At 63.3% G+C, this 26,320-nt stretch carries 22 protein-coding genes; 3 read left to right on the top strand and 19 right to left on the bottom strand.

Translation table 11 applies throughout. The features are described from left to right. Nucleotides 1-458 precede the first annotated feature (458 nt). From recQ to FJ946_RS31000, 3 genes are all read right to left on the bottom strand, one after another. Nucleotides 459-2,294 (bottom strand): DNA helicase RecQ, encoded by a 1,836-nt coding sequence (recQ, locus tag FJ946_RS27205; RefSeq protein WP_140566772.1) that lies wholly within the window; start codon nucleotides 2,292-2,294, stop codon nucleotides 459-461. Nucleotides 2,295-2,519: 225 nt separating this feature from the next. Beyond that, complete coding sequence (locus tag FJ946_RS27200) at nucleotides 2,520-3,914, bottom strand: AIPR family protein (RefSeq protein WP_210240093.1); 1,395 nt, start codon at nucleotides 3,912-3,914, stop codon at nucleotides 2,520-2,522. Between the two features lie 94 nt (nucleotides 3,915-4,008). Next, complete coding sequence (locus FJ946_RS31000; protein WP_210240092.1) at nucleotides 4,009-4,275, bottom strand: hypothetical protein; 267 nt, start codon at nucleotides 4,273-4,275, stop codon at nucleotides 4,009-4,011. A 354-nt stretch (nucleotides 4,276-4,629) separates the two neighbouring features. On the opposite strand from FJ946_RS31000, the gene FJ946_RS27195 reads away from it, so the two are divergent. Then, a complete protein-coding gene (locus FJ946_RS27195) occupies nucleotides 4,630-6,051 on the top strand; it encodes a coniferyl aldehyde dehydrogenase (protein ID WP_140566768.1) in 1,422 nt (473 codons plus the stop codon). A 215-nt stretch (nucleotides 6,052-6,266) separates the two neighbouring features. Here the strand turns inward: FJ946_RS27195 and FJ946_RS27190 are convergent, their stop codons facing one another. From FJ946_RS27190 to FJ946_RS27160, 7 genes are all read right to left on the bottom strand, one after another. Next, nucleotides 6,267-6,605, bottom strand: a complete 339-nt coding sequence (locus FJ946_RS27190; RefSeq protein ID WP_140566765.1) for a cupin domain-containing protein — start codon at nucleotides 6,603-6,605, stop codon at nucleotides 6,267-6,269. Nucleotides 6,606-6,615: 10 nt separating this feature from the next. Continuing rightward, complete coding sequence (gene kduD / locus FJ946_RS27185) at nucleotides 6,616-7,380, bottom strand: 2-dehydro-3-deoxy-D-gluconate 5-dehydrogenase KduD (RefSeq protein ID WP_140566762.1); 765 nt, start codon at nucleotides 7,378-7,380, stop codon at nucleotides 6,616-6,618. Continuing rightward, nucleotides 7,377-8,228 carry a 5-dehydro-4-deoxy-D-glucuronate isomerase gene (gene kduI, locus FJ946_RS27180; RefSeq protein WP_140560746.1) on the bottom strand — a complete coding sequence of 284 codons (852 nt, stop codon included), beginning with the start codon at nucleotides 8,226-8,228 and terminating at the stop codon, nucleotides 7,377-7,379. The genes kduD and kduI overlap by 4 nt, the downstream gene beginning before the upstream one ends. Nucleotides 8,229-8,250: 22 nt before the next feature. Beyond that, the gene (locus tag FJ946_RS27175; protein ID WP_140518248.1) at nucleotides 8,251-9,027 is read right to left on the bottom strand and encodes a FadR/GntR family transcriptional regulator; all 777 of its coding nucleotides are present in this window, start codon (nucleotides 9,025-9,027) and stop codon (nucleotides 8,251-8,253) included. Between the two features lie 8 nt (nucleotides 9,028-9,035). Next, nucleotides 9,036-10,316, bottom strand: a complete 1,281-nt coding sequence (locus tag FJ946_RS27170) for a TRAP transporter large permease (RefSeq protein WP_140560745.1) — start codon at nucleotides 10,314-10,316, stop codon at nucleotides 9,036-9,038. Next, complete coding sequence (locus FJ946_RS27165) at nucleotides 10,317-10,868, bottom strand: TRAP transporter small permease (RefSeq protein WP_140493500.1); 552 nt, start codon at nucleotides 10,866-10,868, stop codon at nucleotides 10,317-10,319. 79 nt (nucleotides 10,869-10,947) lie between these two features. Then, entirely contained in the window at nucleotides 10,948-11,925 is a 978-nt protein-coding gene (locus FJ946_RS27160) for a TRAP transporter substrate-binding protein (RefSeq protein ID WP_140560744.1), read from the bottom strand. 307 nt (nucleotides 11,926-12,232) lie between these two features. On the opposite strand from FJ946_RS27160, the gene FJ946_RS27155 reads away from it, so the two are divergent. Then, nucleotides 12,233-13,723: a mannitol dehydrogenase family protein gene (locus FJ946_RS27155; RefSeq protein ID WP_140566759.1), complete on the top strand. Its 1,491-nt coding sequence runs from the start codon at nucleotides 12,233-12,235 to the stop codon at nucleotides 13,721-13,723. 53 nt (nucleotides 13,724-13,776) lie between these two features. Here the strand turns inward: FJ946_RS27155 and FJ946_RS27150 are convergent, their stop codons facing one another. From FJ946_RS27150 to FJ946_RS27115, 8 genes are all read right to left on the bottom strand, one after another. Beyond that, entirely contained in the window at nucleotides 13,777-14,184 is a 408-nt protein-coding gene (locus tag FJ946_RS27150; RefSeq protein ID WP_140492977.1) for a F0F1 ATP synthase subunit epsilon, read from the bottom strand. A 114-nt stretch (nucleotides 14,185-14,298) separates the two neighbouring features. Beyond that, nucleotides 14,299-15,885 (bottom strand): F0F1 ATP synthase subunit beta, encoded by a 1,587-nt coding sequence (gene atpD / locus FJ946_RS27145; RefSeq protein WP_181167601.1) that lies wholly within the window; start codon nucleotides 15,883-15,885, stop codon nucleotides 14,299-14,301. A gap of 70 nt (nucleotides 15,886-15,955) precedes the next feature. After that, a complete protein-coding gene (locus FJ946_RS27140; RefSeq protein WP_140492974.1) occupies nucleotides 15,956-16,840 on the bottom strand; it encodes a F0F1 ATP synthase subunit gamma in 885 nt (294 codons plus the stop codon). A gap of 46 nt (nucleotides 16,841-16,886) precedes the next feature. Then, nucleotides 16,887-18,416, bottom strand: coding sequence for a F0F1 ATP synthase subunit alpha (gene atpA / locus FJ946_RS27135; protein ID WP_140492971.1), 1,530 nt, complete (start codon nucleotides 18,414-18,416; stop codon nucleotides 16,887-16,889). Next, nucleotides 18,416-18,976, bottom strand: a complete 561-nt coding sequence (locus FJ946_RS27130; RefSeq protein WP_140492968.1) for a F0F1 ATP synthase subunit delta — start codon at nucleotides 18,974-18,976, stop codon at nucleotides 18,416-18,418. The genes atpA and FJ946_RS27130 overlap by 1 nt, the downstream gene beginning before the upstream one ends. A 235-nt stretch (nucleotides 18,977-19,211) precedes the next feature. Further along, nucleotides 19,212-19,607 carry a DUF4345 family protein gene (locus FJ946_RS27125; protein WP_140518245.1) on the bottom strand — a complete coding sequence of 132 codons (396 nt, stop codon included), beginning with the start codon at nucleotides 19,605-19,607 and terminating at the stop codon, nucleotides 19,212-19,214. Nucleotides 19,608-19,702: 95 nt separating this feature from the next. After that, on the bottom strand, nucleotides 19,703-20,398 hold the full coding sequence (locus tag FJ946_RS27120) for an aspartate/glutamate racemase family protein (protein ID WP_140566756.1): 696 nt from the start codon (nucleotides 20,396-20,398) through the stop codon (nucleotides 19,703-19,705). A 274-nt stretch (nucleotides 20,399-20,672) separates the two neighbouring features. Further along, nucleotides 20,673-22,856, bottom strand: coding sequence for a primosomal protein N' (locus FJ946_RS27115; protein WP_140566753.1), 2,184 nt, complete (start codon nucleotides 22,854-22,856; stop codon nucleotides 20,673-20,675). 90 nt (nucleotides 22,857-22,946) lie between these two features. On the opposite strand from FJ946_RS27115, the gene fsa reads away from it, so the two are divergent. Then, on the top strand, nucleotides 22,947-23,603 hold the full coding sequence (fsa, locus tag FJ946_RS27110; RefSeq protein ID WP_140518241.1) for a fructose-6-phosphate aldolase: 657 nt from the start codon (nucleotides 22,947-22,949) through the stop codon (nucleotides 23,601-23,603). Nucleotides 23,604-23,676: 73 nt separating this feature from the next. On the opposite strand, the gene FJ946_RS27105 is transcribed toward fsa, so the two are convergent. Next, nucleotides 23,677-26,238, bottom strand: a complete 2,562-nt coding sequence (locus FJ946_RS27105; protein ID WP_140566750.1) for a DNA translocase FtsK — start codon at nucleotides 26,236-26,238, stop codon at nucleotides 23,677-23,679. Nucleotides 26,239-26,320 lie beyond the last annotated feature (82 nt).

Genomic DNA, 26,320 nt, shown 5'->3' with positions numbered 1-26,320 from the left:
GACGCGGAATTGAACACCATCATACCGTCGCCGGGTGCCACTAACCAATCGGCTGGCGACGCCGCCAGCGGAGCTTGCGTCCTGGCGAGCATTCCACTGCCCAACAGAATAGCCGCTGCTATTATCAAGGTATCGGCTCGGATTTGCATTGGTTGTTGCCTCCCTTTCGTCGTTCGTCAGGGCGGTGCCTGCCTTGACGACTGCCAATCTAGCACCAGTGTCAAGGCATGGAAGACAGTCGAGAGGATGGTTATCGTTCTGGCGCACGGTCTTCCGTGATCTCGCCGGAACGAAGGAAGTCGATCATTGACGCGACGAACGCACCAGCCGCCACGGCAAGCGGCACCGAAAAGCAGACGGTGCCATATTGATCAGCTCAGACAGCGAGGTGACGTCACGAAGGCACTTCTGTCTGGATGGCCGCTGTAGCCTGTGCGTGACGCGTCGACCGGTTCAGCTCAATTCGGATGATGCCCGGCAATCGCGGCGAGAAAAATCTCCCCGAATTCCCTAAGCTTCGCCGCTCCCACGCCATTCACCTCGGCGAAGGCGTCGAGGTCGCGCGGGCGGCGTTCGGCCATGTCGATCAGCGTGCGGTCCGAGAACACGACATAGGCCGGCACCTGCCGCTCCTTGGCCAGCCGCAGCCGCAGCGCCTTGAGCGCGCCCAGCAGCGATGCATCCACACCCTCGGCGCTGGCGGCGGAGCTTTCCCCGGAACGCTTCCTGCCGCGCGCGAGAGGGTCCCGCATCTCGACGCGATAATGGAACGCAACCTCGCCGCGCCCGAGGGCGCGGCCGCTTTCGGAAATGGCGAGGCCGCCATGGCCGTCCGGATCCGGCACAAGGAACCCGCCGGCGACCAGTTGCCGGATAAGCGACAGCCAGACCGTTTTCCTATACGCCGCGCCGGCCCGGAAACTGGTCAGCGTTTGATGGCCTCTCGCCAGTACTTTCTCCGTCTCGTGGCCGAGCAGTATGTCGATGATATGGGCGGCGCCGAAGCGCTCGCCGGTCTGCGCGACGGCCGTCAGGATGATCCGCGCTTCCGCTCCGCCATCGGCGCGCGGCGCCTGGTCGAGGCAGTTGTCGCAATTGCCGCAGGGCGCTGCCTGTTCGCCGAAATAGCCGAGCAGGATCTGCCGGCGGCACTGTACCGCCTCGCAATAGCCGATCAACGTATCGAGCCGGCGATGCCCGCGCCTCTTGTGTTCAGGTGATGATTCTTCGTCGTCGATGAACAGGCGCCGCATGCGGATATCGCCGAGCCCGTAGAGCATATGCGCCTCGGCTGCCCGCCCGTCGCGGCCGGCGCGGCCGATCTCCTGATAGTAGGCTTCGAGGCTGCCCGGCAGGTCGGTGTGGAAGACATAGGCGACGTCGGGCTTGTCGATGCCCATGCCGAAGGCGATGGTCGCCACCATGACGACGCCGGAGAGCGTCATGAAGGCGTTCTGATTCGCCTCACGCGTCTCCTTGCTCATCCCGGCGTGATAGGCGAGCGCGGTGACGCCGTTCTTCTCGAGGAAGGCCGCCATCTCCTCGGTCTTCTTGCGTGACAGGCAGTAGACGATGCCGCTTTTGCCCACGTGACGCTGGACGAAGCGCAGCAACTGGCGCTTGCTGTCCTGCTTGGCCTCGAGGGCAAGCTTGATGTTCGGCCGGTCGAAACCCAGCACCACGGTTTCGGCGCGCCCGGCAAACAGACGCGCTTCGATATCGGTGCGGGTAGCCTCGTCCGCCGTCGCCGTCAGCGCGATGATCGGCACTTGCGGGAAAATGGAGCGCAGCCGCGACAGATCCTCATATTCGCGCCGGAACGCCGGACCCCATTGCGAGATGCAATGCGCCTCGTCGATGGCGATCAGGCTGACGTCGAGCTTGGCCAGCGCCTCGAGCATCCGCTCGGTCATCAGCCGCTCCGGCGCGAGGTAGAGCAGGCGCGTCTGGCCAGAGGCGACACGGCGCCATGCCGCCACATTGGCCTCGCGCTCGATCGAGGAGTTGATCGTATCGGCTGACACGCCGGCAAGGCGCAACGCCGCGACCTGATCCTGCATCAGCGCCACCAGCGGCGAGACGACGATGGCAAGGCCGCCCAGGACCAGCGCCGGAACCTGGTAGCAGAGCGATTTCCCCGCACCCGTCGGCATGACGGCCAGCACATGGCGTCCGCCCAGCAGCGCGTCCATGATTTCGGCCTGGCCGGGACGAAAATCGTCGAAGCCGAACACGTCCTTCAACACGCGTTGCTTGGCATCCTCGATGCCAACGATCGCTGCCTGTACCGGCATCAGACGGACACCGGGTCAAAAGCGCTTTTTAGAGGGTTGGAGAGGATGTGGAAACCGATCAAGAGTCTCTCCGAGCAGGCACCTTGCCTTAGCGCAGCTGCTATCGGATCACAAACAGGAATTGGTCGCCCCACCAGTTTCAGAAGGCCGTGCAGAGCCCGAAAGCTGCGATGGGCCCGTCAAAATTTTTAGCTTTCTCCTCGTCTGATTATCCTTTTAGATTACTCATGAAACTACCCTATCGCGGAACATTGACGCGAAGGTCTCTGAGCGAATGGTGTCTCGAATTCGCTCCTGGGTGTTTACACCCAAATCTTTCAGCCGTTCTTCGACGACCTTGACCACGTCCGCTACCGCATTCTTCAGGCCCTCTTCGTCTTTACAGAGTTCCAACAGTGCATCAGACACGCTCGTTAGCTTAGCTTTCTTCATTCCAAAAACGTTCTTTGCTTCCGTAAGCCTAAGTCCTATTCCGGCAAGTATATAGTACCTAAACGTCTTATAACCGTTTTCGATACGTTGGTTACGCCATAAAAACTCAAGACGATAATACAGATACGCCACAGCATGATAAATACGAACATCTTGATCATCCAGGAAAATTACATTTTCATACTCCGACAGAATTCCTCGATAATCCCGAGCCGCCCGTTGAGGCTGGAACAACAGGCACGCGGCAACAGCCTTCATCAAAACCGAGGGTTGCATTACACGAGTACGCTCAATATCTTGATTCCGGTACTGATTATCTCGCCGTTCAAAGAAAATTATCTCCTCAGCATCAAGACTTCTGCAGTATTCCTCAAAGCTTTTCATAAATGGCCGAAGAGCCCAAAACTGCTCGTCTCGTACCGGATTTTGTCTATTCGTGCCGACAATGATTGAAGACACAAACTCATCGTCCTTGGAGCCAATCAGACGGAACGGCACCTGAATAGCCGTCATTAAATTCTTATCTCCCATCCCTTCGCCGCCATTATCGCCATAGACAAGATCGAAGATAACATTACTGGTTTGACAACCATTGACGATCTGAAAATCTTCAAGACGGAAGCGATCTCCCGTTCGGTCTATATTCTTAGAAACGACCGTTATTCCATTGTTACGGAACACGAATTCCGCTCCGCCTCCCGCACGAACGCTCTCCTTGATTGCGATGTTAATCTTGGATCTCGAATCATAGTCGCGAATATTGTCAAAAAAGACAGATCTATTAATACCCACAACCGCCTCATCGGCATCCCTGGAGACATAGAGGGCCAGCAGGTTAGCAGCATCGATGTAGCCAATATAAGCCTCCTCGACGTGCCCGTTAGTAGGCATAACCACGTTCCGCGGAAAATCGATCTCTACCTCCACCGCAGTGGTCGCAGCCCGGTACCACTGTTGAAGGTCTCGCGCTCCGACTATCTCGATGATGGTATTTGAATCGAAGATATTAAGCTCCTCAAGTTCAACACGGAATCCCGCTCGAAGCTTCTCGATCCTGGCTGGCTGCTCATAATTCCCCGTTGCCACATAGTAACAGCTAAGCTTTGGGTTCCGTTTCCCTACTCCTCTTTCGTATATTGCATCCATCGCACCCATTAAATCGTCTATTGCAGCGCTCTCGCCCTTCAAGCTACCATCAAAGAAGCCAGAAATTGAGTCAAAAAATTTAGAGATGTCGCCGTAATCATAGCTTGTGCTTGTCCTCGCTTGAAAGAAAATAAACTCAATCGACGGATTGTTTTATGGCAGCCAATTTATCTTCAGCTTCCTGTCGACTATTTACTGACTCCCCTTGGATAACCACGGCGATGCCGTCGACACCGAATTCATCCCCATCAAGGTGTACATCGTAAGCGTCCACGCTCTCACCAAGCAGCCCATTCAAGATTGAGAAGATGCTATATATTTCGAACTGTTTTTCTTGGGTGTAGGCCGTAATGGAGTTTGCCTTCGCGAAATCGCGGAGTTGAGCACGGATCACAGGATTCATGATGCTTCGCTTTTATTGGAGATTACGATGTCAGTGATCATAGCGAGGCAGCACTTCCACTACTAGGTGGCCTAGCGTAATCGACATCATTCTCCTGTGGGTCACGCCTGGCGCCAGGCGCCATTGGTTCGAGCGCATTGTGGGATTGCCAAGTTTGCGCTGGAGTCGTCATCCAGACATTTGACCTGATGATCCTCATTCAAGTACACACGGCGTGGCTGATAGGCGGATAGATCATCTCAGAATCTCCGCTAGAGTGGGCTGTCTTTGGCGCAGGCTTTCCCTCACGGCATCCGCACCCGCTGGATTCCTTCGCGCTGCGATGTAAGCTGCTGACAGGCGAGGGAGGGAGCGATGCTGCAGACCAGACAGGACGCTCTCGGCGAGCGCTTCAAGCAGCAGCGCGCCGCCTTCGAGGCGCAGCCCTTTCCGGGCCTCGATGTCCGCAAGGATCGCCTCGCCCGGCTGCTGGCGCTCACGGAGAGGCATGAGGCCGACATCTGCGCTGCGATCGACACCGACTTTGGCGGCCGCTCGGCTCATGAGACCCGCCTTGCCGAACTGTTCGTGGTGCGGGCCGGCATCCGCCACGCACTGTCCCACCTGAAAGGCTGGATGCGGGAACGCCGCGTCGCCACCACCTTGCCGTTCCTGCCGGGCAGGAACCGGCTCGTCGCGCAGCCGCTCGGTGTCGTCGGCATCGTATCGCCCTGGAATTATCCTTTCCAGCTCGCCGTCGCGCCGGTCACCGCGGCGCTCGCCGCCGGCAATCGCGTGCTGGTCAAACCATCCGAATTGACGCCCGCCTTTTCAGCACTGCTGGCGCGCCTGGCCGCCGAGCATTTCGCGCCGGACGAACTCAGCGTCATCACCGGCGACGCTGAGGTCGGCAAGGCATTCGTGTCGATGCCTTTCGATCACCTGCTGTTCACCGGCTCGACGGCCGTCGGCCGCCAGGTCGCATTGGCCGCCGCGGCCAACCTGACCCCGGTCACGCTGGAACTCGGCGGGAAGTCGCCGGCGATCTTCGACCCCTCATGCGACCTCGATGCGGCGGCGGCCAGCGTCGCCTATGGCAAGCTCCTCAATGCCGGGCAGACCTGCATCGCGCCGGACTACCTGCTGGTGCCCAAGGGACAGTCAGGCATCGTGGCAGAGAAACTCGCGGCGGCTATGGCGAAGCTCTACCCCAGCCTGCGCGACAATCCGGACTATACCGCCATCGTCAGCGACCGGCATTATCAGCGCCTGCGGGCCATGATCGCGGAAGCCCGCGACGCCGGCGCCGATGTCATCGAAATCAACCCCGCCGGCGAGGCGTTCGGCGCCACAGGCCGCAAATTGCCGCCGACCCTGGTCAGGAACGCCGATCCCAACCTGCGGCTGATGCGCGAGGAGATTTTCGGGCCGGTGCTGCCGATCCTCGAATATGCCGGGATCGACGACGCCATCGCTCACGTCAACCGGGCCGACCGGCCGCTGGCGCTCTACTGGTTCGGGCGAGACGGCGGCAACCGGCAACGCATTCTGCACGAGACCATCGCCGGCGGCGTCACCATCAACGATTGCATGCTGCATCTGGTGCAGGAGAACCAACCCTTCGGCGGCGTCGGCGCCAGCGGCATGGGCGCCTATCACGGCGAATGGGGCTTTCGCACCTTCAGCAAGGAGAAGCCGGTTTTCCTGCAGTCGCGCTTGAGCGCGGGAAGCCTTCTGCGTCCGCCCTATGGCAAGACCTTCGAACGGCTTTTCGGCCTGCTCAGGCACATGACTTGAACGCCGTGCACCGCCCGCCGGTGCTATTATATGGCGGTCCGCGTTAAGCCTATCTTCACCATGATTCGGCAGGCTCCATCTCCTGCGGCCACGTTTCGAGTACCGCGGCGCGCAAGCGCCCAGGCAACAGACCCGCGCCTCTCCGGAGGCGCGGGTTTTTCATTTGGAAACAGCGCGCCGAAACGAGCGTCCATCGCTCATCGCATGGCCGCCCCTCAGGCAAGGAAATCGGCCCGGTGCGGCGTAAAGCTGTCGACCAGCCGGCCGGCTTCGAGCGCCTTGACGCCATGCACCAGGCCTGACGGCACGATGAAGCTGCCGCCTGTCTCGATGATTTCGGTCCGGCCGTCGATGGTCACTTCGAAGCGGCCTTCGGCGACGTAGCTTGCCTGTACATGCGGATGCGAATGCAGGGCGCCGACGCCGCCCCTGTCGAATGCGAACTCGACCATCATCAGTTCATCCGTGTGCAGGAGAACGCGCCGCCTGTTGCCATCCGGCGTCGCCGTCCAGGCGCCCGCGCCGGCCTGGGAGAAGATTTTCGTTTCGCTCATCGCAATATCCTCATCGCGCCAGCCAGCCGCCGTCCACCGGCACCACCGCGCCATGCATATAGTCCGACGCCGGCGCCAGCAAGAAGGCCGCCGCATCGCCAATATCTTCCGGCCGGCCCCAGCGGCCGGCCGGAATGCGCGCCAGGATCGAGGCGCTGCGGTCGGGATCGGCGCGCAGCGCCTGCGTATTGTTGGTTTCGATATAGCCCGGCGCGATGCCGTTGACGTTGATGCCTTTCGCTGCCCATTCGCAGGCGAGCAGCCGGGTGATGCCGAGCACGCCGTGCTTCGAGGCGGTGTAGGACGCGACCCGGATGCCGCCCTGGAAACTCAGCACCGAGGCGATGTTGACGATCTTGCCCCTGCGTCCGCCGGCAAGGACGCGCCTGCCGAAGCCTTGGCAGAGCAGAAAAGCCGTCTTCAGGTTGAGATCGAGCACCTCGTCCCAATCGGCTTCCGAGAGATCGACGGCGTCGGCGCGCCGGATGATACCGGCATTGTTGACCAGCCCGTCGAGCGGCCCGCTTTCGTCCCAGACGCGCTCCAGCATCGGACCTGCGGCGGATGTGTCGGCAAGGTCGGCCGCGACCGCCTCGAACCGACCGCCCGCCGCGGCGATCCTTGCGGCCGTCTCATCCATCGAGGAGCGGCCGACGCCGACGACCATGCCGCCGGCGCGCGCGATCGAGACGGCAATGCCTTGGCCGATTCCGGTGTTGGCGCCGGTGACGAGGATGCGCCGACCGGTCAGGCTGAAGGCGGAAAGATCGCTCACCGCAGGTCTTCCATCGCCACCGGATCGACATCGGTGTAGTCGACATTGTCGCCGGCCATCGCCCAGATGAAGGCATAGCTGGAGGTGCCGGCGCCTGAATGGATCGACCAGCCGGGCGACAGCACGGCCTCCTCGTTGCGCATGACGATGTGTCGGGTCTCGTCCGGCTCGCCCATGAAATGGAAGACGCGCGCCGCCTCCGGCAGGTCGAAATAGAGATAGGCCTCCATGCGCCGGTCGTGCACATGGCACGGCATGGTGTTCCAGATGGAGCCCGGCGCGAGTTGCGTCATCCCGACGACGAGCTGGCAGGTCCTGGCCCCGTCGGCATGGATGAACTGGAAGATCGAGCGTTCATTGCAGGCCTCCTTGCTGCCGAGATCGAGACGCCTGGCGTCACCGATGCGGATCAGCCGGCTGGGAAAGGTTTGATGCGCCGGCGCGCTGAGCAGATAAAACTTTGCCGGCGCCGCCTTGTCGACTGAGGCGAATGACACATCCTGCGTGCCCATGCCGAGATAGAGCATGTCGCGCGCCTGCAGCTCATGGAGCTGGCCTCCGGCTTCGATCGTGCCGGCGCCGCCGATATTGACGGCGATCAACTCGCGGCGCTCGAGAAAGCCTTTCGTTCCAGTCGGCTTGATTGCCTCCAGCCGAAGCGGCGCGCCGGCCGGCATCGCGCCGCCCACGATCATGCGGTCGTAATGTGTGTAGGTCAGGCTGACGCGGCCGGGCTGGAACAGGTCTTCGATGTGGAAATTGTGGCGCAACTCGTCGGTCCCCATGGCCGCGGCGGCGGCGGGGTCGATGGCAAAGCGCGATGTGTAGTCGGTATGGTTCTGGCTCATTGCTGTCCTGACTTGAGATGGATCATTCGCCGCCGGCCGCCTTGACCGAGTCGGAATAATAGACCTGCCGCGCATGCAGGCGCTCGCGATAGCGCTGCTGGCTGGCCGAGAGGTGCGTGCGCATCGCCTCGCGCGCGGCTTCGGCATCGCCCGATGTGATCGCGTTCAGGATCACCAGGTGCTCACGCTGCAGCCCGCGCTGATAGCTGTCGGACTGCACAAGCTCGGTCGACCAGGGCGAGGTCACATCGCACGGAATGGCGCGCCGGCCGAGCACGTCGAGCATCTCGACATAGAACGGGTTATTGGTGGCGCTGGCGATGGCGCGATGGAAGGCGAGATCGGCCGGACCGGTCGGCTCGCTGGCGAGCAACAGCCGCTCGAACTCGAAGAAGGCTTCCTGGATCGCCGCTTCCTGGGCCGCGTTGCGGCGGATGGCGGCGAGCCCGGCCGATTCGATCTCGATGGCGAGCCGCACTTCGAGCACGTTGAGTGCGATCGAATCCTTGCTGCCCATATCGGCCGCGAGCGCCCCGAACATCGTCGAGATGTGCTCTGTGACGAAGACGCCGGCGCCCTGCCGCGGCTCGACCAGGCCATCGGCGGCGAGCTTGGCCAGGGCTTCGCGGATGACGGTGCGGCTGACGCCGAAGGTTTCGGTCAACTGGCCCTCGGTCGGCAGTTTGTGGCCGGGCAGGATCTCGCCTGCCTGAAGCTGCCTGCGAATTGCCGCGACGACGGTCTCCGACAGTTTGGGTTTTCTCTCGACCCTGAGGTCGGTTGCGCTATCCAATGCCATGTCGTCCTCTATTTGAACACGCTCGGCAACCAGAGCGAGATGGCCGGAATATACGTCACCAGCCCGAGAACCACGATACCGGCGCCATAGAACGGCCAGATCGAGCGCATCGCTTCCCAGACCGTGATCTTGCCGACGGCGCAGGCGACGAACTGCACCGTGCCGACCGGCGGCGTGTTCAGCCCGATGCCGAGATTGAGAATGGTGATGACGCCGAAATGCACAGGATCCACGCCATAATGCGTGACAAGCGGCAGGAAGATCGGCGTGCAGATGATGATCATCGGCCCCATGTCCATGAAGGTGCCGAGCACCAGCATCAGGACATTGAGCAGCAGCAGCACGACCAGCGGGTCGGTGGAGATCGCATTCATGCCGGCGATCAGCAGCACCGGTACTTTGAGATAGGCCATCAGCCAGCTGAAAGAAGCCGCCGTACCGATGATCAACAGCACCATGGAAGTGGTGCGCACGGCGCCCTTGGTGGCGTGGACGAAATCGCTCCAGCCCATCGAACGATAAACGAGGACGGTAACAAGCAAGGCGTAGAGAATGGCGATGCACGAACTCTCCGTCGCTGTGAAGATTCCGGAGCGGACGCCGCCGAAGATGATGCCGATCAGGAGCAGTCCGGGAATAGCGATGAGCGCCAGCTGCCCGACGCGCGAAAAACCGGGGAAGGCCTCGACCGGATAGCCGCGGCTGCGGGCGACGAAATAGGCGGTGACCATCAGCGAGGCGGCGAACAAAAGGCCCGGTAGTATGCCGGCGGTGAACAGGTCGGCGATCGAAATCTTGCCGCCCCCGGCGATCGAATAGATGATCATGTTCTGCGATGGCGGCAAAAGCAGCGCGATCAGCGCCGCCATCGAGGTGACGTTGACGGCATAGTCGGCGCCATAGCCGCGTGCCTTCATCTGCGGGATCATCAGCCCGCCGACGGCCGCGGCCTCGGCCACGGCCGAGCCGGAAATGCCGCCGAACAGCGTGCCGGCGATGATGTTGACCTGGCCGAGACCGCCTCGGACATGGCCGACCAGGGAGCCGGCAAAGGAAACGATGCGCTGCGCGATGCCGCCGCGCACCATCAGATCGCCGGCATAGATGAAGAACGGGATCGCCATCAGGGAGAACGCGCTCATGCCCGACTTCATTTGCTGGAACACGACCAGGGGCGGCAGGCCGAGATAGAGCACGGTGGCGAAGGAGGCCGCACCGAGGCAGAACGCGATCGGCGTGCCGCCGAACATCAGCAGCGTGAAGACGCCGAACAGGATCCAGAGCTCCATCTAGGCCTCCTGCACCGCCGGCATCTCCGGCACGTCCTCGAGATTGATGTCCTTGTCGATATCGACGCCCGACCAGCGCAGCGCGATGCGCTCGGCCGAGAACAGGCAGATCAGCACGCCGCCGGCGACCAGCGGCAGATAGTCGAAGCCGCCCGGCAGCTCGAGCGCCGGGATGATGGTGTGCCAGGTCAGGCCGACAAGCTTGCAGCCGTACCAGACCATGCCGAATCCGAAGCCGAGCACGATCAGGTCGGACAGCGTGCGCAACGCTCCCTTGCTGCCTTTCGGCAGGACATAAAGCAGCACGTCGAACCCCATATGGTAGTTCTCCCGCACGCCGACGGCGGCGCCGAGGAAGATGAACCAGTTCATCAGCATGATGGCGCTGGTTTCGGTCCAGCTCGGCGACGAATTGAGCACGAAGCGGAAGAAGACCTGATAGGCGACGAGCGCGGTCATGGCGACCAAGCCGATGCCGGCCAGGTAGAGTGCCCCGTCGCAGATCCTCGAAAGCACGACGCTGAACCGTGGCGGCGCCGCGCTGCTTGTCATTGTCGCCATCTGATCCTCCCGATCGCCGGCCGGTCACGAAGGCGCGGGACGGCGTGCATTGCCCGCCCCGCGGCCGACTTCACTTGGTTGCCTGGACGCGGGCGGCGAGGTCCTTCAGCGCCGGCGTCGACAGGTATTTGTCGTAGACCGGCTTCATCGCGTCGATCAGCGGCTGCTTGTCGATCTCGCTGACCTTGACGCCTGCCTTTTCGACGATGTCGCGGGATTTCTTCTCCTGCGCGTCCCACAGTTCGCGCATCTTGACGACGCTGTCCTTGGCCGCCTGGCGCACGATCGTCTGGTCTTCCGGCGAGAGCTTGTCCCAGCTCGCCTTCGCCATCACCAGCACTTCCGGAACGATCTGGTGCTGGTCGAGCGTGTAGTGCTTGGCGACCTCATAGTGCTTGGCGGATTCGAAGCTCGGCCAGTTGTTTTCCGCGCCGTCGATGACGCCGGTCTCAAGTGCCGAATAGACTTCGCCATAAGCCATTGGCGTGGCGTTGGCGCCCAGTGCGTTGACCATGTCGACGAACACGTCCGACTGGATGACGCGGAATTTCATGCCCTTCAGGTCGGCGATCGAGGCGATGTCCTTCTTGGTGTTGTAGAAGGAGCGCGCGCCGGAATCGTAGAATGCCAGACCGACCAGGTCATGTGCCTCGAAGGCTTTCAGTATGTCGTCGCCGATCGGCCCGTCCATGACATGACGCATATGTTCGACCGAGCGGAATATGTAGGGCAGCGACGGCACCGCGGTTTCCGGCACGATGCCGTTGAACGGCCCCATCGAGACACGGTTGAGGTCGATGACGCCGGTCTGGGTCTGCTCGATCGTGTCCTTCTCCTCGCCGAGCTGCGCCGAATGATAGACCTCGACCGAATAGCGGCCATCGGTGCGCTGCTTGATCAGCTCGCCCATGTATTTTACCGCCTCGACCGTCGGATAGCCGTCGGGGTGCGTGTCGGCCGACCGCAGCACGGTTTGCGCGTTGGCGATGCCGATCAGCAGCGAGCCGAACGCGAATGTAGCCGCCGTCAATTTCGAAAAATGCAACATGACTTCCTCCCTTTTCAAAAATCAAGGCGCCGACTCAGAGCCGGTGCGGGCGAGCGAGCGTGGACGCACGTCGGCGCGAAACAGCAAATCCGCATCGGTCAGTGCCACGGTGATCCTCCCAAGAGGCGCTATCGGTAGGGTCGCAAGGAAATAATGTCAACATACAAAAAATGGATTGTTGTATGATGACTTTGGATCGGCAACCGGCCATTGTGTGGGACGGCAGTGGATGTTACGCCGCTGCCGTTTCTCCTTCGCCGACCTTACGGGGCGGCTCCCAAAGGCCAATCGGGGACTTCGCACAGCAATGAACAGGCGTCTTTCGAAGGATACGATCACGACGTTGCCGGCGAGGATCGCCGTGCCGCGTTTTGATCGCGCATCGGTCACGCAAGGCATCGTGCATCTGGGGGTCGGCGCCTTTCATCGCGCCCACCAGGCAGCCTATGTCGACGATTGCCTGGCTGCCGGAGAAACGGATTGGGGCATCGTCGGCGTGTCGCTGCGCAGTGCCGAGACGCGCGATGCGCTGGCGCCGCAGGACGGGCTCTACACGCTGGCGATCCGCAGCGGGGGCGAGGAAAGTCTTCATGTCATCGGCTCCATCGGCGCGATGCTGGTGGCGCCGGAAGATCCCGCCGCCGTGCTGGCCGCGCTGACCGATCCGCGCACCCGCATCGTGACGCTGACCATCACCGAGAAAGCCTATCTGCGGGCCGCCGGCGGCGGGCTCGACGCAGCCCACCCTGATATCGCCCACGATCTGGCGAACCCGCATCTGCCGAAGACCGCGCACGGTTTTCTGGCCGAGGCGCTTGCACGCCGTCGCGCGACCGGCTTTCAGCCCTTCACCGTGCTCTGCTGCGACAACCTGCCTGCCAACGGGGCGACCTTGCACAGGCTGCTGGTGGAATTCGCCACGCTGCGCGATGCCAGCCTCGGTGAGAAGGGCGCTACCAGGCTTGCCGGCCATATCGCCGACGAGGTCGCGTTTCCCTCGAGCATGGTCGATCGCATCGTGCCGGCCACGACCGATGCCGACCGGGCGCGGATCGCTCTCGAGCTCGGCGTCGACGACGCCTGGCCGGTCATGACCGAGCCGTTCCGCCAGTGGGTGGTCGAGGACAATTTTCCGGCAGGCCGCCCGGCCTGGGAAAAGTTCGGCGTCACCATGGTCGGGGATGTCAGGCCCTTCGAGGACATGAAGCTGAGACTGCTCAATGGAGCGCATTCGGCCATTGCCTATCTCGGCCTGCTCAGCGGACACGCCACCGTCGACCGCGCCTTCGCCGATCCGGCGATCAGGCGCTTTGTCGATGCGCTGTGGGCCGAGGCAATCCCGACGCTGCCCACCGATGCCGGGCTGGATACCGCGAGCTATACGGCAGAGCTTGCCCAGCGTTTCTCCAACACAGCACTTGCCCACCGCACCGCGCAGATCGCCAATGACGGCAGCCAGAAACTGCCGCAGCGCATCATGGCCTCCGCGATCGAGCGCCTCCATTCAGGCGCCGCGCCCGGACATCTCATGCTGGCGGTTGCCGCCTGGATCGCCGCCTGCGAAGCGCGCGGCAAATCCTTGCCCGACGGCCATTTTACCGATCCGCTTGACATGCCGATGACGGCGATCATTGACCGGAATCTGCCCGCTGCCGAAACCGTCGCGGCAGTGTTCGATCTCGCCGGCTTCGCGACCGGGGCGCCTGAGCGGCCAGGATTGATGGACCTTGCGGCCGTCCATCTCGAGCAGTTGCGCTGTGGCGGACCGGCTCAGGCCTTCGCGGCATTGGGCATTTAAAAACAAAAAAGCGAGGCAAGGCCCCGCTTTTCAGTCGACTACTGGTGCCAGCCTCAAGCCGGCAGGATGGCGCCTTCCAGCGTGGTGAGCTGGCTGAGGAATTGTTCGGCCTTCGTGCGCGACCGGTCGTCCTTGGCGTCGGCGGCGTCTTCCCTGGCTTCCTGGATGCGGCGCGCGAGATCGGCGCGGTCGACATCCTTCACCGCGACAGCCGATTCCGCCAGCAGCGTGCAGCCGGCCGGAACGATGTCGGCGAAACCGCCGAAGACGACGTAACGCTCTTCACCGCCCGATGCAGCCTTCACCGTGACGACGCCCGGCTTGATGGTTGTCATGACCGGTGCGTGATGCGCCATCACGGTCATCTCGCCTTCCGCACCCGGAATGACGACTGCCTCGACCTCTGCGGAAACCAGCAGGCGCTCCGGCGAGACCAGTTCGAACTTGAAAGCTTCTGCCATGTCGATTTAGCGAGTAGGGAATAGTGAGTAGGGAAGTAGGGAGAAAGGGCAATTGCCCCCGGTCACCTGCCTGCCATTCACTACTGACTACTGACTACTCCCTATTTCCCTTGATTAAGCCGCTTCAGCCGCGAGGCGCTGTGCCTTCTCGACCGCTTCCTCGATGCCGCCGACCATGTAGAAGGCGGCTTCCGGCAGGTGGTCGTAGTCACCGTTGCAGAGGCCCTTGAAGCCCTTGATGGTGTCGGCGAGGTCGACCAGCTTGCCCGGCGCGCCGGTGAACACTTCGGCGACGAAGAAGGGTTGCGACAGGAAGCGCTCGATCTTGCGGGCGCGAGCCACCGTCTGCTTGTCCTCTTCCGACAACTCGTCCATGCCCAGGATGGCGATGATGTCCTGCAGCGACTTGTAGCGCTGGAGGATCGACTGCACCTGGCGCGCGACCCCATAATGCTCTTCACCGACCACCAGCGGGTCGAGCATGCGCGAGGTCGAGTCCAGCGGATCGACGGCCGGATAGATGCCCTTTTCGGCGATCGAGCGGTTGAGCGTCGTCGTCGCGTCGAGGTGGGCGAACGAGGTCGCCGGCGCCGGGTCGGTCAAGTCGTCGGCCGGCACGTAGATAGCCTGCACCGAGGTGATCGAGCCCTTGGTGGTGGTGGTGATGCGTTCCTGCAGGGCACCCATGTCCGTGGCGAGCGTGGGCTGGTAGCCCACGGCCGACGGGATACGGCCGAGCAGCGCCGACACTTCCGAACCAGCCTGCGTGAAGCGGAAGATGTTGTCGACGAAGAACAGCACGTCCTGGCCCTGGTCGCGGAAATATTCGGCGACCGTCAGGCCGGTCAGGCCGACGCGGGCACGCGCGCCCGGCGGCTCGTTCATCTGGCCATAGACCAACGCCGCCTTGGAGCCTTCGCCGCCGCCCTTCTTGTTGACGCCGGATTCGATGAACTCGTGATAGAGGTCATTGCCCTCGCGGGTGCGCTCGCCGACGCCGGCGAACACCGAATAGCCGCCATGCGCCTTGGCGATGTTGTTGATCAGTTCCTGGATCAGCACCGTCTTGCCGACGCCGGCGCCGCCGAACAGGCCGATCTTGCCGCCCTTGGCGTAGGGCGCGAGCAGGTCGAGCACCTTGATGCCGGTGATCAGGATCTGTGCTTCCGTCGACTGTTCGATATAGGCCGGGGCCGGCTGGTGGATCGAGCGCAACTCGACCGCGTCGACCGGGCCTGCTTCGTCGACCGGCTCGCCGATGACGTTGATGATGCGGCCGAGCATGCCCGGACCGACCGGCACGGCGATCGGGCCGCCGGTGTCGCGCACTTCCTGGCCGCGCACCAGGCCTTCGGTGGAATCCATGGCGATGCAGCGCACGGTGTTTTCACCCAGATGCTGGGCAACTTCGAGAACCAGGCGGTTGCCGACATTGGTGGTCTCGAGCGCATTCAGGATCGGCGGCAGGTGATCGCCGAACTGCACGTCGACCACGGCGCCGATGACCTGCCGGACCTTGCCGACGATGCCGGTGGCTTTGCTGGCCACGGCCGGGGTTTTTACCGCGGCGGCCCTGGTCGGCGCTGCCGCTTTCTTGGCCGGAGCCGCCTTCGCTGCTGCGGCCAGAGCCTTTGCCGGTGCCGCCTTGGCCGGGGCTGCCGCCTTGGGAGCCGCCGTCTTGGGGGTCGCTGCTTTCGCCATCGTCTTTACCCTTTTCGTCCTTTGTTTCTCGCGCGGTCGGATCGAGGTCGTCGACCCCGGGAAACCGCGCCTAGAGCGCCTCGGCGCCCGAAATGATTTCGATCAGTTCCTTGGTGATCTGCGCCTGGCGCTGGCGGTTGTAGGTGATCGACAGCTTGTTGATCATCTCGCCGGCGTTGCGCGTGGCGTTGTCCATCGCACTCATCTTGGCGCCCATTTCGCCAGCCGCGTTTTCGAGCAGCGCGCGGAAAATCTGCACCGCGATGTTGCGCGGAATGAGCTCGGACAGGATTTCACCCGGCTCGGGTTCGTATTCGTAGACGGCGCTGGCGCCGTCAGCAGCCTCGGCCGGAGCGGACGAAGCAGCGGCCGGAATGATCTGCTGCGCGGTCGGAACCTGGCTGATCACCGACTTGAACTGCGAATAGAACAGCGTGCAGATGTCGAAGCCGCCCTCGTTGAACAGGTGGATGACCTTGCGGGCGATCGTGTCGGCATTGACGAAGCCGAGCGTCTTGACCTCGCGCAGGTCGATCCGGTCGAGGATCATCGACGCATAGTCGCGGCGCAGGATATCGAAACCCTTCTTGCCGACGCAGATGATCTTGACCTGCTTGCCGTCGGCCAGGAGCCTGCGGATGTGGTCGCGGGCAAGACGGGCGATCTGAGAATTGAAGCCGCCGCACAGGCCGCGCTCGGCCGTGCAGACAACGAGCAGGTGCACGTCGTCCTTTCCGGTGCCGGTCATCAGCGCCGGGGCATCGCCACCGCCGCCGATCGCCTGGGTGATGTTGGCCAGCACGGAACCCATGCGCTCCGAATAGGGGCGCGCCGCTTCCGCGGCCTCCTGTGCACGGCGCAGCTTCGCCGCGGCGACCATCTGCATCGCCTTGGTGATCTTCTGCGTCGCCTTGACCGAGGCGATACGGTTACGAAGGTCTTTTAATGAAGGCATGCTTCAAACCTGATCCCGTCTTGTCTCATCCGGACTGGCGCTTCGCTCAGGCGAAGGTCTTGGCGAAAGCGTCGATCTCGGCCTTCAGCTTGCCGCGCAGATCGTCCGACAGCGCCTTTTCCTTGCGGATGGCGTCGAGGACGTCCTTGCCGGCCGAACGCATGTGGCTGAGCAGACCATGCTCGAACTTGCCGACCTGGTTGACCGGCAGCTTGTCGAGATAGCCGTTGACGCCGGCGAAGATCACCGCGACCTGCTCTTCCGTCTTCAGCGGCGAGAACTGCGGCTGCTTCAGGAGCTCGGTCAGGCGCGAACCGCGGTTGAGCAGGCGCTGCGTGGCGGCATCGAGATCCGAGCCGAACTGCGCGAAGGCCGCCATTTCGCGGTACTGCGCGAGCTCGCCCTTGATCGAGCCGGCGACCTGCTTCATCGCCTTGATCTGCGCCGAGGAGCCGACGCGCGACACCGACAGGCCGACATTGACGGCTGGACGGATGCCCTGGAAGAACAGGTTGGTTTCGAGGAAGATCTGGCCGTCGGTGATCGAGATCACGTTGGTCGGGATATAGGCCGACACGTCGTTGGCCTGGGTTTCGATGACCGGCAGCGCCGTCAGCGAACCGTTGCCCATGTCGTCATTGAGCTTGGCGGCGCGCTCGAGCAGGCGCGAGTGCAGGTAGAAGACGTCGCCCGGATAGGCTTCGCGGCCCGGCGGGCGGCGCAAGAGCAGCGACATCTGGCGATAGGCGACGGCCTGCTTCGACAGATCGTCGTAGCTGATCAGCGCATGCATGCCGTTGTCGCGGAAATACTCGCCCATGGTGCAGCCGGCGAACGGCGCCAGGAACTGCATCGGCGCCGGATCGGAAGCGGTGGCGGCGACGATGATCGAATATTCGAGCGCGCCGCGCTCTTCCAGCACCTTGACGAACTGCGCCACGGTCGAGCGCTTCTGGCCGACGGCGACGTAGACGCAGTAGAGCTTTTCCTTCTCGGGGCCGTTGTCGTGCACCGACTTCTGGTTGAGCATCGTGTCGAGGATGATGGCGGTCTTGCCGGTCTGGCGATCGCCGATGACCAGCTCGCGCTGGCCGCGGCCGACCGGGATCAGCGCGTCGATGGCCTTGAGGCCCGTCGACATCGGCTCATGCACCGACTTGCGCGGAATGATGCCGGGCGCCTTGACGTCGACGCGCTTGCGTTCGGTCGCCTTGATCGGGCCCTTGCCGTCGATCGGGTTGCCGAGCGCGTCGACGACGCGGCCGAGCAGGCCGGGACCGACCGGAACGTCGACGATCGCGCCGGTGCGCTTGACGGTGTCGCCTTCCTTGATGTCGCGGTCGGCGCCGAAAATGACGACGCCGACATTGTCGGCTTCGAGATTGAGCGCCATGCCGCGGATGCCGCCGGGGAATTCGACCATCTCGCCGGCCTGGACATTGTCGAGGCCGTAGACGCGGGCGATACCGTCACCGACGGACAGCACCTGTCCAACTTCGGAGACCTCGGCCTCCTTGCCGAAATTCTTGATCTGGTCTTTCAGAATTGCGGAAATTTCCGCGGCGCGGATGTCCATCAGCCGACCTCTTTCAGTGCAAGCTTGAGCGAATTGAGTTTGGTTTTGAGCGACGTATCGATCTGGCGCGAGCCCATCCTGACCACCAGCCCGCCGAGCAGCGACGGATCGACGGTGACGGAGATGGAAACGTCCTTGCCGGCAACGCTCTTCAGCGCCGCCTTGAGTTCAGTCTGCTGGGCAGCGCTCAATTGGTGAGCCGACGTTACCTCGGCGGTCGTCTCGCCACGATGTTCGGCGGCGATCTGGCGGAATGCCCTGATCATGCCGGGCACGGCGAACAGCCGGCGGTTCTTGGCGACGACGCGCAGGAAATTGCCGGTCAGGCCGGTGATCCCGGCCTTGTCGGCGATCGCCGCGATGGCCTTGGCCTGGTCCTCGCTGGAGAACACCGGGCTGTTGATCAGCCGGGTCAAGTCGGCGCTGCCCGCGAGCATCGCCTCGAAACTGTTGAGGTCGGCTTCGACCTTGGCGACGGAATTCGCCTGCGATGCCAGTTCGAACAGCGAACCCGCATAGCGTTCTGCGACACCTGAGATTGGCGATGACGATTGGGCCACGGACCGTCTTTTCTCTTGTCTGACAGGCCGCAGATTGTTGGCGCGAGCGAAAACTCTGGCTAAATCTTTGACCTTACTGCATTTTTTCAAGCACGGAGGCGCGGCTTCCGCTATCCCCGGCCGAAAGTCGATTGCCGTCTAGCACAGGCCTTTTAAGACCGCAATGCGTCGTTCCGCATGGTTTTCAGGCACTATTGTCGCATCCGGGGACGAAGTCCCTGGATTGCCTGCGGATTCAGGGCAGGAAGCCGAAGGCAAAGGCAAGCGGCAACGCCGCCAGCGCCAGTTCCACGACGATGGAAACCCAGTTGAAGGGCGTGTTGGCGCCATCCGACATCATCGACAGCAACCGGCCGAAGGCGGTGAACAGCCAGGAGAAGCCGAGCGCCATGTAGATCAGCGGCTGCGCCAGCAGGATGCAGCACAGGCCGACGCCGAGATAGAAGCCCGACATGCGGCCGCGCCCTTCGGCGATCGCCGCCGCCTTCTCCGGCTTGACCTGCAAGCGCAGAATGCGGAAGGCAAGCCCCGGCGCCAGGAAAAGCACCAGGCCGAGCAGCACCGTGACGACGGCGCTCGACCAGGCCAGCCATTCGCCCTGGCTCACCGGCCATGGAAACGCAAAATCCATAGTGTCCCCTCGTAAATGCCGCTCTGAAATCGCGGGCATTCTAGCGGAGGAAAAGCCGCGCGCCAGATGGCGGCCAGCACTTTAGGCCAAACGCATCAGGAGAGCGCGAAGGCGACCGCCGCTTCAGCATGGATGCGCGTCGTGTCGAAGACCGGAATGTCGAAATCCTGCTGGCCGATCAACATCGTGATTTCGGTGCAGCCCATGATCACGCAGTCGACATTTTCATCGCGCCGCAGGCGGTTGATCTCGGCGATATAGGCGGTTTTCGATGGCTCGGTGACGATGCCCTGGCAGAGCTCGTCATAGATGATGCGATGGACCATGTCGCGTCCTGCCTGGTCCGGCACGATCGGCTGCAATCCATATTTGTCGGCAAGCCGGCGCTTGTAGAAATCCTGCTCCATGGTGAACCGCGTTGCGAGCAGCGCCGGGCGCCGCATGCCGGCCGCCTTGACCGCGGCTGCGGTGGCGTCGGCGATGTGGGTCAGCGGGATCGACACCGAGGCCTGCACCTGGTCGGCGAGCTTGTGCATGGTGTTGGTACACAAAAGCAGGCCTTCCGCGCCAGCTGACTCGAGCTTGCGCGCGGCATCGACCAGAAGCGCGCCGGCGCCGTCCCAGTCCCCGTGATGCTGCAGCTCGGCGATCTCGGCGAAGTCGAAGGACCACAGCAGCAATTTCGCCGAATGCAGCCCGCCGAGACGCTGCCTCACGAGATCGTTGAGCAGGCGATAATAGATCGCCGTCGATTCCCAGCTCATGCCGCCCAGAAGGCCAAGGGTTTTCAAAACGGTTTCCTTTCCTTGCAGCGACTTATGATACAGTCCAAGGCGATGTTGAGGGCTACTCGATGAAAACAAAATCCAGCAGCAAAGCACGCAGCGAACTGTGCGCCGTGGTCGCTGAAGCCAGCAAAGGCAGCCCGACAACAATCACCAAGCGGGACGCCCCGTGGCCATAGTGATATCGATCGAGGACGCCCGTCGACTCTATCCTGAAGAGTTTAGGCAACGTCCCGAACTGAAGGACACGACCAGCAATCCGCGCGAACGCTGAGCGACCTTACAAAAAGCTCTGCGGATCGATGTCGACCTGCACCCGGACCGAGCCGCGCTGCTTCGGCCCGTTGGCGAGCATGGTCCGGATAAACCTTTGCATGTCGGCGCGGCGCTCGCCCTGGATCAGCAGGCGGAAACGGTGACGGCCGCCGAGCAACGACAGCGGCGCTTCGGCCGGCCCGAGCACGAACAGGTCGGATGCCTCGGGCGCGGCACGGCGCAGGGCGCGGGCATGGCCCTCGGCTTCCGCCCGCGTCACCGCGCTGACGATGACGCCGGCGAGCCGGCCGAAGGGTGGCAGAGCCGCCCGCTCGCGCTCGGAAATCTCGCGCTCGTAGAACGCATCGGCATCGCCGGAGACGATCGCCCGCATCACCGGATGGTCGGGCTGGAAGGTCTGCAGCAGGCCGAGACTCTTCTTGCCGGTGCGCCCGGCGCGGCCGGTCACCTGGCTGAGCAGCTGGAAGGTGCGTTCGGCGGCGCGCGGATCGCCATTGGCAAGGCCGAGATCGGCATCGACGACACCAACCAAGGTCATGTTCGGGAAATTGTGGCCCTTGGCGACGAGTTGCGTGCCGATGACGATATCGGCCTCGCCATTGGCGATGGCTTCCAGCTCCAGCCGCAGCCGCCGCACGCCGCCCATCAGATCCGACGACAAAATGATGGTGCGCGCATCCGGGAAATGTGTGACGACTTCCTCGGCGATGCGCTCGACGCCCGGCCCGCAGGCGACCAGATGATCGAGCGTGCCGCATTCCGGACAGGCTTCCGGACGGCACTCATTGTGCCCGCAATGGTGGCAGACGAGCTGGCCGCGAAAGCGGTGCTCGACCAGCCAGGCCGAGCAGACCGGGCAACCGAAGCGGTGACCGCAGACGCGGCACAGCGTCAGCGGCGCATAGCCGCGCCGGTTGAGGAACAAAAGCGATTGTTCCTTCCTCTCCAGCGTCCGTCGCATATGGTCGAGCAGCACCGGCGACAGGAAGCCGCCGCGCGCCGGCGGCGCGCGCCGCATGTCGATCGCTTTCAGGTCGGGAAGTGCCGCCTCGGCGAAGCGGGCGGACAGCACCGCCCTGGCGTAGCGGCCCTGGCTGGCATTGACGCGGCTCTCGACCGATGGCGTCGCCGATGCCAGCACCACGGGGAAGCCACCTATATGGCCGCGCACGACAGCCATGTCGCGGGCATTGTAGAAGACGCGGTCTTCCTGCTTGTAGGCGGGGTCGTGCTCCTCGTCGACGACGATCAGGCCAAGCTCCTTGAACGGCAGGAACAGCGCCGAGCGTGCGCCGGCCACGACCCGCACGCCGCCTTCCGCCACCTGCCGCCAGACGCGTTCGCGCATCCTCGGCGGCAGGTCGGAGTGCCATTCGGCGGGCTTGGCGCCAAAACGCTGCTGGAACCGTTCGAGGAAAGCGTGGGTCAATGCGATTTCGGGCAGCAGGATCAGCACCTGCTTGCCCCGGTCGAGTGCCGCCGCCACCGCCTCGAAATAAACCTCCGTCTTGCCCGAACCGGTGACGCCGTCGAGCAGTGCGACGTTGAAGCCGCCGCCCGCGACATTGGCGCGCAGCAGCCTTGCGGCTTCGTTCTGGTCGGGCATCAATTCCGGCGCGGCGTAGGCTGGATCAGGCTCCGCCACCACGGGCCGCGGCGGGATCATCACCGTTTCGAACACGCCTTGCGCCTTCAGCCCCTCGATTACCGTCGACGACACGCCGGCCGCATGGGCAAGGCCGGATCGCGTCCAGGCCAGTCCGCCTTCGGCCGTCTCCAGCACGCGGGCCCGCGCATCCGTCATCCGGTCCGGAACGGCCGCGGTTCGCTGCAATCCCTCGATCCACGGTTCCGGATCGAAGGCCTCCGGCGCCCTCAGCAGCATGCGCGCCACCATGCCCGGCGCCGACAGCGTATACTGCGCCACCCAGTCGACGAAACGGCGCATCGCCCGATCGATCGGCGGACAGTCGAAGACCTGTTCGATCGGGCGCAGCTTTTTCGCGTCGACCGTCTCGACCGCGCCGTCCCACACGATGCCGGCGACCTGGCGGGGGCCGAGCGGCACGCGCACGATCGAGCCCGGCACCACCCGCATGCCGGCGGGCACGGCATAGGTGTAGGGGCGTTCGGCCGGCATCGGCACCAGCACCGGTGCGGCTGCGACAAAGGGCGAATCTTCGATCATGAGGCGTGACCTTGCCCCGACTTTGCTCTAGATCAAAGGGCAACGCTGAACGTGCCTTCCCAAGCACGAGGAAATCGTCAGGAGACCGCCATGAAATTTTTTGCCGACACCGCCGACATCAAGGAAATCCGCGAACTGATTGATCTGGGGCTGCTCGACGGCGTCACCACCAACCCGTCGCTGATTCTCAAATCGGGCGGCAAGATCTCCGAGGTCACCAAGCAAATCTGCGACATCGTCGAAGGTCCGGTTTCGGCCGAGGTCGTAGCCACCGAATACAAGCAGATGATGGCGGAGGCCGAGGTGCTGGCCAAGATCGCGCCGAATGTCGCCATCAAGGTGCCGTTGACGCTGGATGGATTGAAGGCCTGCAAGACGATCCGCACCCAGATGAACCGCATGGTCAATGTCACGCTCTGCTTCTCGGCCAACCAGGCGCTGCTCGCCGCCAAGGCAGGCGCCTCCTTCATCTCGCCCTTCGTCGGCCGCATCGACGATACCGGCTCGGACGGCATGGAAGTGATCCAGGAGATCCGTCAGATCTACGACAATTACGATTTCCAGACCGAGATCCTGACGGCTTCCGTGCGCACCGTGAACCACGTCAAGCAGGCGGCGCTCATCGGCGCCGATATCGTTACCGCGCCGCCCGCGACACTGAAGGCGCTGGTCAACCACCCGCTGACCGACAAGGGTCTTGCCGCCTTCCTCGCCGACTGGGCCAAGACCGGCCAGAAAATCGGCTGAGCGAGCTTATATCCGACACGAAAAAAGGCCGGGCAACCGGCCTTTTTTCGTGCGCTGCGGATCAAGAGGCCGGTCAGTCCGTGCCGTCATCCTCAGCTGCGGTTACCGGCGGGCGCCGGCCCATGATGATCTCGCGCTTGCCGACATGGTTTGGTGCACCGACCAGACCCTCCTTCTCCATGCGCTCGACCAGGGACGCGGCGCGGTTGTAGCCGATGCCGAGGCGACGCTGAATGTAGGACGTCGAACACTTCTTGTCGCGCAACACCACCTTGACCGCCTCGTCATAGCTGGTATCGCCGTCCTCCGCCGCAACGGCGCCCTTGTCGAAGACCGCGCCCTCATCGCCTTCGTCTTCTTCTTCATCCTCGTCGGCCGTCACGGTTTCCAGGTATTCGGGGCGACCCTGCGCCTTCAGATGCGCCACGACATGCTCGACCTCCACGTCGGAGACGAAGGGGCCGTGCACGCGGGCGATGCGCCCGCCGCCCATCATGTGTAGCATGTCGCCCTGGCCGAGCAGCTGCTCGGCGCCCTGCTCGCCAAGGATGGTGCGGCTGTCGATCTTGGAGGTGACCTGGAAAGAAATCCGGGTCGGGAAGTTGGCCTTGATCGTGCCCGTGATGACATCGACCGAGGGGCGCTGCGTCGCCATGATCAGGTGGATGCCGGCCGCGCGCGCCATCTGCGCCAGGCGCTGGATGGCGCCTTCGATCTCCTTGCCGGCGACCATCATCAGGTCGGCCATCTCGTCGACGATGACGACGATGTAAGGCATTGGCGCGAGGTCGATTTCCTGCTGCTCGAAGAGCGGCTCGCCGGTGCCTTTTTCGAAGCCCGCCTGCACGGTCATGACGACCGTCTCGCCGTTTTCGCGGGCTTGGGCGGCGCGCTGATTGTAGCCGTCGATATTGCGCACGCCGAGCCTCGCCATCTTGCGATACCGGTCCTCCATCTCCCGCACCGCCCATTTGAGCGCGGTGACGGCCTTTTTTGGATCCGTGACGACGGGCGTCAGAAGATGCGGGATGCCGTCATAGACAGAGAGTTCGAGCATCTTGGGATCGACCATGATCAGCCGGCATTCCTCCGGCTTCAGCCGGTAGAGCAGCGACAGGATCATCGTGTTGATGGCAACCGACTTGCCGGAACCGGTGGTGCCGGCAACGAGCAAGTGGGGCATCTTCGCCAGCTCGGCGATGACAGGCTCACCGCCGATCGTCTTGCCGAGGCAGAGCGCCAGCTTGCAGCCGGTCTTGCGGAAGCCCTCCGATTCGATCAGCTCGCGGAAATAGACGGTCTCGCGCGCCTCGTTCGGAAGCTCGATGCCGATGACGTTGCGGCCCGGCACGACGGCGACGCGCGCCGAGATCGCCGACATGGAGCGGGCGATGTCATCGGCGAGACCGATGACGCGAGAGGATTTCACACCCGGCGCCGGTTCGAATTCATAGAGCGTGACCACCGGGCCGGGCCGAACATGGATGATCTCGCCGCGCACGCCGAAATCCTCGAGCACGCTTTCCAGAAGATCGGCATTCTGCTCGAGCCGCTCCTGCGACATGTAGAAGCCTTGTCCCTCCGGCGGCTGCTGCAACAGTTCTTCCGAGGGGAGTTCGTACGTCTCGCCCGTCGCGGTCGGCACGATCCTGCCGACCAGTGGTGCTCGCGACGATGCGCGCGCGGCCGGAGCCGGTACGGCTTGCTCCAAACTTTGCGTGACCAGTGCCGGAACGGCATTGCTTGCGACGGCGGGAATTGCGGCCGGAGCCCGGGCTTGCTGCGGCACGCGGTTCGCCGCCGGCTGAACCGCGGCCTGGTTGGAGTTGGCCGGACGGACATCCGGCGCGGCGGACGGAGCTGGCGACCCCGGAAGGCATTCGATGACACGGAACAACGCGGTCGGATCGGCCGTTGGCGCGTGGCGGTTGTCGATCCGCTCGGTGACCACAGGCGCGGTCGTGCGTGCAACCGGAACGGCCCGCGGCGCGGGTGACGGGCCCTCGACCAAATAGGGCGCCATGACCTCGAAAAAGACGTGATCCGACAGATAGGGCCAGCGCACATTTTCGCGGCTCGGCGTCTTGACCGGGGCTGTCGCTGCTTGGGCGGACGCTGCCGGTGCGGATGCCCGCGCCGCCGCAGTCATCCTGTGGCCCGCAGGCGTAGCGGCGGCCCGCGCCTTTTCGCCGGCATGCCCTGACGGAACCGGCGCCGGGGCCGGTTGCACCACGGCTCTGTTGCCGACGGGCGGCCTGGCGGCGCCCGAAGAAAGGTTTCGGCTTGGTATTGGCGCCGATGAAGACGTCCCAGCCGCGGTGGATTGGCCAGGTGCCTGCGGTGCTGGTGATTCGCTTTGCTCGACGGCAATCGCCTGGTCCCGCGGACGGCGCGTGCTGGCTTCATAGTCCGGCGTGCGCGTAAACCGCACATTGGGCGCCAGGAAGAAATAGTCTTGCCAGGCAGGGCTTTCGTTGCCGCCGAGATCGACAGGGGATGGGGAAGGGCCGGCTCCTGCTGCTCTTGCCCGCTGGCTGTCCGCCTTGTTGTCCACACCCGTGAAACGCTTCACCCCGGGGTCATCGGGCGACGCTGCCTTCAATGAACTGACCCGAGGAAAACGCTTGGATTCCATGCTCAAGACTCACGCTGAAATGTCTGCTGAGCAATAGAGAGCGAGTGGTTAACAGTTGCTTCCCGTCGGCCCCCCAAGAGCG

The organism is Mesorhizobium sp. B2-4-7, from assembly GCF_006442685.1.
GTDB lineage: Bacteria > Pseudomonadota > Alphaproteobacteria > Rhizobiales > Rhizobiaceae > Mesorhizobium.
The sequence above is the reverse complement of the archived record's forward strand: the minus strand, read 5'-3'. Positions and strand labels throughout refer to the sequence as shown.